The organism is Vibrio sp. AH4, assembly GCF_030710545.1.
Classification (GTDB): domain Bacteria; phylum Pseudomonadota; class Gammaproteobacteria; order Enterobacterales; family Vibrionaceae; genus Vibrio; species Vibrio metoecus.
The window spans coordinates 1-12957 of the sequence record NZ_JALAIV010000003.1 but is presented as its reverse complement, the minus strand read 5'-3'; the positions used below and the strand labels follow the sequence as shown (position 1 = coordinate 12957).

Below are 12957 nucleotides of genomic sequence, written 5' to 3'. Positions count from 1 at the left end.
CAGTCTAATTGATATTTATTCTCAAAAATATCGAAGCAATCGCTAAACTGGCGTTGCTTCGATACCGTCTTTCATCATTCAACGGCTTAAATGGCGTAAGCTGCGTTTCTCTACTTGTTTAAACAGCATAGACAGGGATAAGCAAAGCACCAGATAGGCGGCGCCGACAATCAGCCAAATCTCAAAAATTAGCCCAGATGAGTTGGCGATTTCGCTGCCGACAAAGGTCAGTTCTTGAATCGAAATCAGTGAGATGATCGACGTGTCTTTGATGAGGGATATCGTCTGCCCCGCCAGCGCTGGGGTAATGGCGGTCAGCACCTGTGGGGCAATCACATAACGGTATTTGACCCAAGTTGGTAAGCCAAGCGAATCTGCGGCTTCCCACTGTCCCTGGGGGATGTTGGCGAGTCCCGCCCGCACGATTTCTGCAATGTAAGCGGAAGAGAGCAGCCCGATACACAACACGCCGGATAACAAATTCTCCCATAAGCGAGCAGGGCCAAACAGCCCAGTCACCAATGGATGAACTTCCTCAATATGGTTGCGCAGTAGTTCATCCAAACCCAGTAGCGGGATGAGTTGATTGGAGATGAAAAAATAGAAAATGAACACAAACACCAGTGGTGGAATATTGCGTACCAGTTGCACAAATGCGTTAGCGGGCAAACGCACAAACCAAGCCTTTCGGCTGCGCGCGATGCCGATCAGAGACCCTAACACTAAAGCCAGTACCATGCCCCACAAGCTTAAACGCAAGGTCGCACCTAAGCCTTGTAAGAAGTAAGGTAAACTGCCATCCGCACGCGGCGTGAAAATCAAACTCCATGCTTCATGCCAGTGCCAGTGGTAGTGAATACCCACCTCGGATCGATAATAAAGCCAGCCGATGAGGCTGGCGATTGCGAGCAGTAATCCACCATCGAACAAAGTAAAGCGGTTGCCCGATGAGGTTTTGGCGCCATAGTTATTCATTTACTGACCTGAGGCGATCTGATCCTGCCAATCTAAAGTGGCGAACCAGTATTCGTAACGTGCTTGTAACCAACCATCGGCCGTGCGGTCTGTAATCCATTGATCAAAATAGGCTTTCTTGTCTTCTTCCCCTAAACGCACTGCAAACGCTTCATTGCCTTTACTTAAACGTTCACTGAAAGGAAGGAACAGCGAATCACTGTGCTTGATGCTTTCATGCTCGGGTTTTGGGCTTGAAGCAATCACCGCATGCGCGTTGCCGTTGATCACTTCTTGGAAAGCTTGGGCATCGTCATCAAATTGCAGCACGCTGGCTTTCGGGAAGGTTTCACGCGCCACTTGCACGGTGAAAGCGCCACGGCGAGCCGCGATTTTTACGTTGCGCTTGTTAAAGTCTTCGAGCTTAGCGAAGCCTTCAGCGAGCTTTTTGCTAGCGGCCAGTTGCACACCAGAGTGCGAATAGGGCGCCGTAAACAGCACACTTTTGGAACGCTCAGGCGTGACCGACATTCCGCCGATGATCACATCAAATTTTTTGGCCAGTAGCGCCGGAATAATGCCATCCCATGCGGTCGGCACAAATTCCACTTGCCAACCTGAATCGGCGGCTAAGCGTTTAGCGACATCAATCTCAAAGCCAATCAGCTCACCCTGCTTATCGCGCATTGCCCAAGGCACAAAGGTCGACATACCAACGCGCAGTGTGCCGCGCTCTTTAATTGCATCAAGATTGGGGGTGTCGTTCGCCACTGCTGGCAAAGTGAAAGCCAGTCCCAACAAGCCAGTAAGTAAAGTTTTAACGCTGAATCGACCTAAGCGTTGTCTGAATGATTGCATAGGAGTTCCTTCTTTATTTCATCGTTACTGTGAGCGCCACTGCGCGCCCAATTTATGTTCTAGCCAAGCTGATAATGCTGACAGAGTCAGGGTTAACAACAGATAGATCGCCGCGACGCTGAACCAAATCTCAAACGGCATCGCGGTTTCCGAGACGATATTGCGCCCCTGAGTGGTGAGATCAAAAATCGCCATCACACTGACAATAGACGAGTTTTTAATCAGCGACACCATTTCATTGGTCAACGGAGGTAATGTACGTTGTAGAAGTTGCGGCAGGATCACATCGTAAAAGGTAAAAAAACGCGATAAGCCGAGTGAGTGTGCCGCTTCATATTGGCCTTGCGGAATGCTGTTTAACCCGCCGCGAAACACCTCTGCGGTATAGGCCCCTTGAAACAGAGCAAGGGCAAGCACTGCGGTCGCAAATCGGTCGAGCCCTATCACTGGGCCAAACACAAAGTAGAGGAGGTATATTTGTACCAAAAGCGGCGTGTTACGCACCACCGCGATGTATCCGGTGCCTAAAGCTCGCCCGACCAATGAATGTGATTGACGCAGTAAGGCGGTGGTTAAACCCAGTGCTAAGGTGAAAATCAAACTGATCCCTGTCAACTGCAAGGTGACCAACAGGCCGTGCAATAAATCACCAGTCCACCACTGCCCATCTTCAAAAATCAGCACATACTCAGGCACTCGGTGCCACTGCCATGTATAGCCCATGGCTTGTGCGCCAGAATCAAGCAGCCAGACCAATCCTGCAAAGACCAAGATCATTTGCAGGGTGGCGAACAGCAGTGGGCGAAGAAAGCGTTTTATCATCAATGGCTCAAGATCTGATTGAGAAATTGTTGGGTACGCGGATGCGTTGGGTTTTGGAACAACTGTTCAGGTGAGCCAACTTCGAGAATTTCCCCTTCATCCATAAATATTACGCGGTGCGCAACTTTGCGTGCAAAACCCATTTCATGGGTTACGCACATCATAGTAATGCCGTCTTGCGCGAGGTCGACCATCACTTCGAGCACCTCGTTAATGGTTTCAGGATCGAGGGCTGACGTGGGTTCATCAAACAACAAAATCTCTGGCTGCATGCAGAGAGAGCGAGCAATCGCGACTCGTTGCTGCTGGCCGCCAGAGAGTTGAATCGGGTATTTGTGTGCCTGATCGGTGATTTTTACGCGCTGTAGAAAATGATAAGCGCGCGCTTTGGCTTCTTGCGCCGAGAGCTTGAGAGTGCGAATGGGGGCGAGAGTGAGGTTCTCCAATACCGTTAAGTGTGGAAACAGGTTGAAATGCTGAAACACCATACCGATCTTGCCACTGCGTCGGGTTCGCTCATCGAGATCGGGCAACACTTGAATTTCCCCATCATCGATATTTTCTAAGCCATTCACTGTGCGGATCAGGGTTGATTTACCGGAACCTGAAGGCCCGCAAATCACCACAATTTCCCCTTTATTCACGGTCAGAGAAATGGATTTGAGTGCTTGAAATTGACCGTACCATTTGCTGACTTGGTGAAATTCTATCACTTTCATCTTGTTATCTTTGTTGTTCTTCTTGGCATACCTTAGCAACATAAAACTCACATTGCATTAATTGATTCATCCTCATCGGCAGCATTTGTTGTTTGTATCAATACAGATAGGGTTTGCGATCTTGAGAGCGAATGGTGTAATTAATTTTTTACGGATTGTTTTGTCTGTAAAGAAAAGTGGAATCTTGCCTTTATTTAAAAATAGTGCTTGCGATATTTTGCGAGTGCCGATAAGTTACCCGAAGAAACGACAGGTGCAGTGATTACCAAGGCTAGAGCCGTTGACTTGGCTAGGTAAACTAAAAAGTAAAGGAAGAAGTAAAGATGTTGCAAACCGATGATGTAAAAATTAAGAAGATCAAAGAACTACTGCCACCGGTCGCAGTGTTAGAAAAATTTCCAGCGACAGAAACCTCGGCATCGACCACGTTTCAAGCGCGTGAAGCGATTCATAATATGCTGCAAGATAAAGATGATCGCCTGTTGGTGGTGATTGGTCCTTGTTCTATTCATGATCCGAAAGCGGCCATCGAATATGGTCAACGTTTAAAAGTGTTGCGTGATGAGCTCAGTGATCAGCTAGAAATCGTGATGCGTGTGTACTTTGAAAAACCACGTACCACAGTGGGTTGGAAAGGGCTAATCAATGATCCGTACCTCAATGACACCTATGAAATTAACGATGGTCTGCGTATGGGGCGCAAACTGCTGCTTGATTTGACCGATATCGGCATGCCGACCGCCAGCGAGTTTCTCGATATGATCACGCCGCAATATGTGGCAGATTTGATCAGTTGGGGCGCGATCGGAGCACGCACCACGGAATCACAAGTGCATCGAGAATTGGCTTCGGGGTTGTCTTGCCCTGTAGGTTTCAAAAACGGTACCGATGGCAACATTAAAATCGCCTCTGATGCGATTCGCTCTGCAGGCGCTTCGCACCACTTCTTATCGGTCACCAAGTTTGGTCATTCGGCGATTGTCGAAACGGCGGGTAACCCAGATTGCCACATTATTTTGCGTGGCGGCAAAGAGCCAAACTACAGTGCGGCGCACGTGAGCAATATCAAACAAGAGCTGGAAGTGGCTGGCTTACCACAAAAAGTGATGATCGATTTCAGCCATGCTAACAGCTCTAAGCAGTTCAAACGCCAAATGGTGGTTGCGGAAGATGTTGCGGCGCAGATTGCGCAAGGTGAACATGCAATCTTCGGAGTAATGATTGAATCACACCTTGTTGAAGGACGTCAGGACCTGACCCCAGGTTGTAACTTGACTTACGGTCAGTCAATCACGGATGCCTGTATCGGTTGGGAAGATACGGAAACCGTATTGCGCCAGCTGGCCGCCGCGATTGAAACGCGTCGCCAAGCTTAATTTGAGCAATAAGAGTGAACAGGGCTTCCAATGGAAGCCCTTATTGTTTATGGCAAACCGAAAATAACGGCTTTGCCCATGATAAAAATGCAGCGTTAAACCTTAGCCGAGGTTGGCTGGTTTTTTTCTAATTGGCGCAGTGCTTTTTGATAAGTTAACCAAGCCGCCCATCCCGCAATAATGTTACCTACTAAAGATCCTAAGAATAAACCTTTGAGGTCATAAAGCTGGGCTCCAACCCATAAGCAAGGTAGATAAAATGCAAACAGTCGAAGCGCTGAAATGGTTAGCGCGACATAGGCTTTGCCAAGCGCATTGGCGACCGACACCATCAACATACAGATGCCGAGAGCGCCCAAACTGATTGGGACGATGGTCAAATGTTGGAGCAAAATGGCGGCGACCTCGCTCTCACTGGTCATTAATGAAGATAAGTGGTTAGCGAGCAAGTAAGTGACGAGCGCAATCAATAATTGGAATCCCAACACAAACTGGCACGCGATACGTACTAATTGTCGAATATCGGAGATATTTTTCGCGCCGAGCATGCGTCCAATCATGGGTGGGATCGACATGGTCAGCGCTAACACCGCGACCAGTGCAAAAAATTCAAAACGTGAGCCTAATGCCCAAGCTGCAACGGCTGCGGTACCGAAACCTGCCAATAACTTAGTGGCAAACATCGAAGAAACGGGGGGCAGTAGTTGGCTGAGCATGGCGGGCCCCATAATGTGGCCGAGTGAAGCTAAACTTTTGCTCATATCCAAATCATGCCAGTCAAAGCTCATCCATTGGCGTTGAGCCACTTTGGGGGCGACGATCGCGATGCCTGTACCAAACGCTAAGATGGTTGCGATTGCAGCACCATTGATACCTAGGTCGAGCGTAAAAATGAACAATGGGTCGAGAATCAAGTTCAGCACACTGGTCACCATCATCATGGTTCCTGGCAGCAGTGTGTTGCCGTTGGCACGACATAAGCTGTAAAAGAAGTAGAGCATCGCGCCTGTCCAAGCGCTCGCCAACCACCAAATCCAGTAATGATCAATGATTTGCAGAACATCATCGGAGGCTCCGAGTAAGGAGAGTAAAGGGTGGCGCAATACATACAACAGGACAGCAATCGCGGCTACCCCAACACCACCGACCGCGACGACTAAACCGCCTAGCTGTTTGGCATAGTGCTCTTGGCCTGCGCCCAAGGTGCGTGATATTACGGCAGTAGTGGCAATTCCCAACCCGACTTGCACGCCAATGATCACCATTTGAATGGGCATGGTAAAGCCTTGCGCCGCAAGGGGAAGAATACCGAGCTGACCGATAAAAGCACTATCAACCAATTGAAAACTCATTAATGACAGTACGCCAAATAACATTGGCCAAGTCATTTGAAAAAGAGACTTAGCTAAAGAAGCTGTGGAAGTTTGCATAGAATCTCACGCTTGTTGAAGCAATAAAGCCTATGTTGGGATGAAAAAATATTTCACAAGGTGATGCGATAAATTGTCACAAAAATGTTACTAGTTATTCGGTTTGCCGCTAAATAAAAAACCTCATCCCAACGATAATTGGGATGAGGTAGGAGGCAAATCATTGATAGATGAGAGTCACATCCAGACTCGGTCAGACCCGACGGAACTGAGCGACAAGGCTAGTTTGCGCCGCCAGATTTTTTACCAGTTGTTGGCACTCTGTTTGAGTGTTTTCTGCCAACGAAAGTGTTGAGGTAGAGACATCACTGATCGATTGTACGCTGCGATTCATATCCTCAGTCACTTTCGCCATCTCTTCAACCGCAGTAGCGATTTGTTCATTACGCATAGCAATATCTGAAACTTGTGAGAGCAAGGTGGTCAACTTCTCTCCTGAAACATGTGCACTATCCACGCAAGAAAGGGAGAGTCGATTACCTTGTTCAATCGCGTTCACGGCATTTTGAGTGCTATTTTGTACCGAACTAATGATGTTTTTAATTTCTTTGGTGGATTCCGCACTGCGCTGTGCCAATTGACGCACTTCATCGGCAACAACCGCAAATCCTCGCCCTTGGTCACCCGCTCTAGCGGCTTCTATAGCGGCATTTAACGCCAATAGGTTCGTTTGTTCAGCAATGCTCTGAATAACTTCCATCACCTGACTTATGGTGGCACTTTGTGCTGAGAGTTGCTCAATCACTTGGGTCGCGGCTTTGAGTTGCGTGGCCATGGTGCCCATCGCTTCTACCGTCTGCTCGACAGCTTGCATTCCTTCGCGCGCGGCCTCTTGGGCATAACCCGTCGCATCGGACGCCGCTTGAGCATTACGTGCAATTTCATTCGCTGTCAGGTTCATTTCTGTAATCGCAGTGGCAACTTGCTCCGTTTCGCGAGTTTGAGCATCTAAGTTTTCCGCAGTTTGTTCACTGTTTTGGGAAGACAACTTCGCGGCTTCACCAATTTGACTACTGGAGTCTTGAATGCGCCCAACGACCGCATTTATCTCTGATTGGCGCATTTTGAGTGCTAGCTGAATTTCGGAAATATCATCGACACGGCTGTTATAAACCAGTTCCATCAATGGGTTATCAAAGACTTTACGAGCTTGTTGTGCCAGTGCTTCAAGGCGGCGGGTGAACAGATAAGCGATCGCAATCGTTAACAGAAGCATCAATGGCAGTCCGGAACCGGCTAAAAAGAAGTCAGCCGCTAAACTGACCCCTGTCGCAACGATAAACCCTAAACCCAAACGCTGCCATAATCGAGTGCGGGGCATTTTTAACCGCCAATCAGTTTTGCCTGCCCGGATTTGTTGGTAGAGCCTTTCCGCATTGTCGACATGTTCCCGGCTTGGGCACAAACGTACCGATTGATACTCAACCACTTGGCCATTTTCCTTGATTGGTGAGGCAAAGGCATCAACCCAGTAATGATCCCCATTTTTACAGCGGTTTTTGACCATGCCCATCCATGATTTGCCTGCTTTGAGATAGTTCCACATATCCTTAAACGCTTCAGGCGGCATATCAGGGTGACGAACCATATTATGTGGCTGACCGATAAGCTCTTCCGATCGGTAACCCGCAACATCACAAAACTCTTTACTGGCGTACTTGATATGGCTATTGAGCGTAGTGGTGGAAAGCAAATTGTAGTGCGGTGGATAAGTCACTTCTTTTTGCGTTACCGGTTGGTTGTTGCGCATAAATAGGTCTCCCAAACATAAATTCTATTGCGCCAAGTAACGTACGTCATAAAGGTTTTTTGGTTGTCACTAATATATAGGTAGAGTTTGACGACTAAGCAAAATGGAGCCAGAAAATAGTGCCAAAACGTTAAAGTCAACAATAGAAATACAGGTGATCCGTCATGATGCATGATGGCCAACATATGGGCGTTGAATGGTAGTGAGATACTTTGCCTCACAAAGAATGAGGCAAAGTATGAGATGTCCATCGGGGGACTATAGACGACGGAACTGGGCCACTAGGCGGGTTTGTGACGCTAAATTATTCACTAAAGTGTGGCACTCGGTTTGGGTATGTTCAGCGAGCTCTAGCGTTGAAACAGAAACATCACTGATTGATTGTAAGCTACGGTTCATCTCTTCAGTCACGCTTGCCATCTGTTCTACCGCTGTTGCAATTTGTTCATTGCGTCCTGCAATATCAGATACCTGTTGGATCAACGCTGTTAATTTTTCGCCAGATAGGCGTGCACTTTCTACGCAGTGTTCCGTTCGTTGATTTCCTTGTTCTATGGTTTGTACGGCATTATGAATGCTGGTTTGAATTGTGCTGATCATCTGCTGAATTTCATCGGTGGACTGTGTACTGCGTTGCGCGAGTTTTCGTACCTCTTCTGCTACGACAGCAAAACCACGCCCTTGTTCTCCAGCGCGAGCCGCCTCAATCGCCGCGTTTAAGGCGAGTAAGTTGGTTTGTTCTGCGATATTTTGAATGACCGATAAAACTTGGCCTATCGTAGCGCTTTGTGAGGATAATTTTTCGATCACCTGTGATGCTTGCGTTAACTCAGTGGCCATCTCCGATATCGCGGTGACCGTTTGGTTTACCGCGTTCATTCCTTGCTGTGCAGCATTGTGAGCCAACTGAGTGAGTCCAAAAGCATTCTGAGCATTCTGGGCGATGTCTGTCGCACTGAGGCTCATCTCGTGAATGGCGGCGGCCACTTGTTCGGTTTCTCGTGTTTGAACATCAAGATTTCGTACCGTGTTTTGGCAGTTTTGGGATGACGTTTGAGCACCAGTTCCGATCTGCAGACTGGAATCTTGAATGCGACCAACCACCGCATTCAGTTCAGATTGACGCATTTTCATGGCCAGTTTTATCTCTGAGAGATCATCGATTTTTTGGTTATAAACCAGCTCCATCAATGGATTATCAAAAATCTTACGAGCTTCTTGTGTCATGGCTTCTAAGCGACGAGTTAAGCCATATCCGCTGACTATGCCTAAAAGTAGAAATACCGGTATCCCTGAGATGTGCAATCCCCACTCCAATAATCCACTGACACCTGCTGCGAGCAGCAAAGCCAGCGCCATTCTTTGCCATAAGCGTGTGCGTGGCACGCGGAGCTGCCATGGTGTTTTACCTTGTTGGATCTGGTGATAAAGACTCTCTGCATTTGCGACATGTTGACGGCTAGGGCATAGCCGAACAGATTGATATTCGACTACTTTGCCGTTTTGGTGGATGGGTGAGACAAAAGCATCCACCCAATAGTAGTCGCCGTTTTTACAGCGATTTTTGACGATGCCCATCCAAGATTGCCCAGCTCTTAGGTGGTCCCACATATTTTTAAAAGCCGCTTTGGGCATGTCTGGATGTCGAACCACGTTGTGTGGCTTATCCATCAGCTCTTGTAAGGAATAGCCTGCAACATCCTGAAAATCCTTACTGGCGTAAGTAATGTGGCTGTCTAAGGTTGTGGTTGAGAGAAGATTGAAATGGGAAGGATAAGTGACTTCTTTTGGTGTCACGGATTGACTGCTCTTCATTGGTACGTCCTGATACAAACTATCGCTGGCCAAATTACGATCGCTATATTGCATTCTCATGTTACGGCTAAGAAGCAAGCGTATTAGATATATACAGGCTTAAATGGGTTCGCAATGGAGAAATTGACCCGATGGATGCTTTATTGTCAATTCAGTGATTAAGATTAAGAAATCTATTAATTAATAGAAAAAAATAAGAGGGATGAGGACGAGGGTAGAGTGAGTTATCCGTTGGTAGAGAGAGGGTGATGCGTATTTCTAACAGGGTATAAGACGCCATATTACAGCGTCTTACACCAAGCCTGTGTAATGAAATTTGTCACCTGTCAAGATTTGGTCTGGCGACTTCATCCACCAGATACAAGATGGATTGATAAGGAATGCCGCTGTGGTGTGATAAACCGATTTCACACGTGCGGCTGTTACTAAACCCACGGCTGCAGTGCGCCGGCACTTGCTCTTTGAGCGAATGGACGGCAGCGGCATTGAGCTCAGGCGTAGTAAAACCTTTGTCTCCCGCCCAACCACAGCACTGAATGTGCTCAGGCACAATCACCTCACTGGCGCAGGCTTTGGCCAGTTTCAGCATATCGCCTTCTAAGCCAAGGCGGCGCGAGCTACAAGTGATATGCAGCATGATGGTTTCTTGCTTCGGCGCGAGTGTGAGGTGATCCAGTAAGTAACGACTTACCAACCCCGTTGGCTCCAGAATTTCCATCGGTTTGGTGAACTGCTCAATGCTGCGTTTGGCGCATGGGCTAGTGTCCATCAAGATCGGATAACGCCCTTCTTGGCTAGCTTGCCATAAAGCGTGTTCGAGCTGCTGGGCTTTGCTCTGCGCAATCTCAGTCATCCCTTTGCTGTCATAAGGCATACCGCAGCACTGGCTGCTGAGCTCTGCAGGCAAAATAACCTCAAAACCAGCTTTATTGAGCAGGGAGAGGGTGACTTCCGTCAGTGGGCGTTGATCGGTCGCGCTTGCTTGTTGTCCCATATTGCGGCTGGCACAGGAGGGCAGGTAAACCACTTTTTTGTCACTGCGCGGCAGATTTTCGACAGCGAGTTCCAGCGAGTGAGTGTTTGCTTGAGGCATTTCCGGTATCCACAAAGGGGTTTTGCCTTTGCTGATCCGGCGCAGCCCATTAACCATGGAATCCACCGATTTTTCTCCAAGCACTTTGGTCGCCAGTTGGTTAGCTTTTAATCCTGTGCGAGCGAGTGTGGTGGTCGCGCTAAAGTGCTCTGCTGTCCAACGCGCAATCGGGGTGAATTTTTGGTATTTGGCGGTGCGCAGTTTTTTGACCAGATCGCCGGTATTGATGCCGACGGGACAACGCTCGGCGCACAATCCAGTTGCGGCGCAGGTGTCTAACCCTTGGTATTCAAACACTTGCTCTAGCTCGCTAGAAGCCACGTTTTCACCCGCTGCGCGGCGGCGTTGCAATTCGCGATACAACACAATGCGTTGGCGTGGTGATAACGTGAGGGTGCGTGATGGGCAGACCGGCTCACAGAAACCACATTCGATACAGCGATCCACCAAGTTATCGGCCGCAGGCATGGGTTTAAGGTTGCTGATGTGCGAATGCTTATCTTCGTTGATGATGACGCCGGGGTTGAGTAAGCGTTTGGGGTCAAAGAGTGCTTTGATTTTCTGCATCAAGGCGTAGCCTTCTTTACCCCATTCCAGCTCAACGTAAGGGGCCATGTTGCGCCCTGTGCCGTGTTCCGCTTTCAGTGAGCCTTGGTATTTCACGGCGACCAGTTCGGCCACATCGTCCATAAACGCGCCGTAACGTTCGATTTCACTTTGCTTATCAAAGCCTTGAGTGAACACAAAGTGCAGGTTGCCTTCAAGGGCGTGACCAAAGATGATCGCTTCGCTGTAGTGGTATTTGTCAAACAGAGCTTGCAGATCGCGCACGCCCGCTGCGAGGTTTTCTACCGGAAAGGCCACATCTTCAATGATGACCGTTGTGCCCACTTCGCGTACAGCCCCCACCGCAGGGAACATGCCTTTACGAATACCCCATAAGGTCGCCACGGTTTTGCTCTCGGAAGTAAACGGAACCGATTCAATAATGTGGTAGCGTTGCAGCGCGCTCATCACTTGCTCACACTGATCGCGTAAGGTTTGCGCATCACTGGCGTGGGATTCAACCAGCAGCGCCGCAGCTTCTAAATCGAGCTTGGCGATAAATTCGGGCATGCCTTTTTTGTCGGCCACCGAGCGTAGCGCGCGTCCATCCATCATTTCTACCGCTGCCACTGGCGTTTTGGAAAGCGTGGTCACGGCTTGGCTGGCTTGTTCAATATCGGCAAACACCAGTAGCGCAGAGGCTTTGTGTGCGTGTTCAATCACGGTGTGATAGGTGATGTCGGCGATAAAGCCGAGTGTGCCTTCTGAGCCAATCATCAAATGGGTCAGCACTTCGATTGGGTCAGAGAAATCAACCAAGGCGTTCAGCGCATAACCTGTGGTGTTTTTTAGGCGGTATTTGTGGCGGATGCGTTCGGTGAGCTCAGAATTGGCCAGAGTCTCTTGGCACAGCGCGTGAATGCCTTCCACCAAGTCGGCTCGCTCTTGTTTAAAACGAGCCACGCTCTCTGGATCGCGCGTATCGAGCACATAACCATCGGCAAACACAATTTGCATGCCATCAACGGTGCGATACGAGTTTTGCGCCGTACCGCAGCACATGCCGCTGGCGTTATTGGCGGCAATGCCACCGATTTTACAGGTGTTGATGGAGGCGGGATCGGGGCCGATTTTGCGCTGAAACGGGGCAAGGTACTTGTTGGCATCGGCGCCAATCACCCCCGGTTGCAGGCGAATTTTCAAGCCTTGGTTTTGCACTTCATGTCCGCGCCAATCGTCGGTTAAGGTGATGAGTACCGAGTCGGAAACGGCTTGACCCGATAAACTAGTGCCTGCCGCGCGAAAGGTAAAATGGATACCCAGTTGGCCACAGCTCTGAATAGCAAAAATCACTTCATCGAGTGATTTGAGGCGCAACACGATTTTGGGGAGCAACCGATAAAAGCTGGCATCGGTACCGTAGGCGAGCCGTTTCGCTTCTTGAGTAATGATGCGCTGCGGATCAATTCGGCTCGCTAAAATCTGTTCGAGCTGCTGATAGAGACGATCGGCGATCGGTGGGGTCATATTGTGCTTCCTCGTGTGTTCCCTCAATTCACTTTTTACCTGAAGTTGCAGGGGTGGGCTGCAACTT

The 12957-nt window shown here is 48.9% G+C and carries 9 protein-coding genes; 1 reads left to right on the top strand and 8 read right to left on the bottom strand.

Features of this window, described 5'->3' with window-relative positions:
• Positions 1–78 precede the first annotated feature (78 nt).
• Genes MKA69_RS13275 through MKA69_RS13260 form a run of 4 tightly spaced genes read right to left on the bottom strand, consistent with a single transcriptional unit; the run spans position 79 to position 3353 of the window.
• The gene (locus MKA69_RS13275; protein WP_001067248.1) at positions 79–975 is read right to left on the bottom strand and encodes an amino acid ABC transporter permease; all 897 of its coding nucleotides are present in this window, start codon (positions 973–975) and stop codon (positions 79–81) included.
• Positions 976–1812: a transporter substrate-binding domain-containing protein gene (locus tag MKA69_RS13270; RefSeq protein ID WP_305848257.1), complete on the bottom strand. Its 837-nt coding sequence runs from the start codon at positions 1810–1812 to the stop codon at positions 976–978.
• Between the two features lie 24 nt (positions 1813–1836).
• Positions 1837–2634 (bottom strand): amino acid ABC transporter permease, encoded by a 798-nt coding sequence (locus MKA69_RS13265; protein ID WP_305848256.1) that lies wholly within the window; start codon positions 2632–2634, stop codon positions 1837–1839.
• Positions 2634–3353, bottom strand: a complete 720-nt coding sequence (locus MKA69_RS13260) for an amino acid ABC transporter ATP-binding protein (protein WP_001886606.1) — start codon at positions 3351–3353, stop codon at positions 2634–2636. Before MKA69_RS13260 ends, MKA69_RS13265 begins: the two co-directional genes overlap by 1 nt.
• Positions 3354–3676: 323 nt before the next feature.
• On the opposite strand from MKA69_RS13260, the gene aroG reads away from it, so the two are divergent.
• Positions 3677–4729, top strand: a complete 1053-nt coding sequence (gene aroG / locus MKA69_RS13255; RefSeq protein ID WP_305848255.1) for a 3-deoxy-7-phosphoheptulonate synthase AroG — start codon at positions 3677–3679, stop codon at positions 4727–4729.
• Between the two features lie 95 nt (positions 4730–4824).
• On the opposite strand, the gene MKA69_RS13250 is transcribed toward aroG, so the two are convergent.
• The 4 genes from MKA69_RS13250 to MKA69_RS13235 all read right to left on the bottom strand — a co-directional run bounded on the left by MKA69_RS13250 (position 4825) and on the right by MKA69_RS13235 (position 12890).
• On the bottom strand, positions 4825–6159 hold the full coding sequence (locus tag MKA69_RS13250) for an MATE family efflux transporter (RefSeq protein WP_001195064.1): 1335 nt from the start codon (positions 6157–6159) through the stop codon (positions 4825–4827).
• Positions 6160–6352: 193 nt separating this feature from the next.
• The gene (locus tag MKA69_RS13245) at positions 6353–7909 is read right to left on the bottom strand and encodes a PAS domain-containing methyl-accepting chemotaxis protein (protein ID WP_305848254.1); all 1557 of its coding nucleotides are present in this window, start codon (positions 7907–7909) and stop codon (positions 6353–6355) included.
• Positions 7910–8167: 258 nt separating this feature from the next.
• Positions 8168–9724, bottom strand: a complete 1557-nt coding sequence (locus tag MKA69_RS13240; protein ID WP_305848253.1) for a PAS domain-containing methyl-accepting chemotaxis protein — start codon at positions 9722–9724, stop codon at positions 8168–8170.
• 319 nt (positions 9725–10043) lie between these two features.
• Positions 10044–12890, bottom strand: a complete 2847-nt coding sequence (locus MKA69_RS13235) for an FAD-binding and (Fe-S)-binding domain-containing protein (RefSeq protein ID WP_305848252.1) — start codon at positions 12888–12890, stop codon at positions 10044–10046.
• Between the last annotated feature and the right edge of the window lie 67 nt (positions 12891–12957).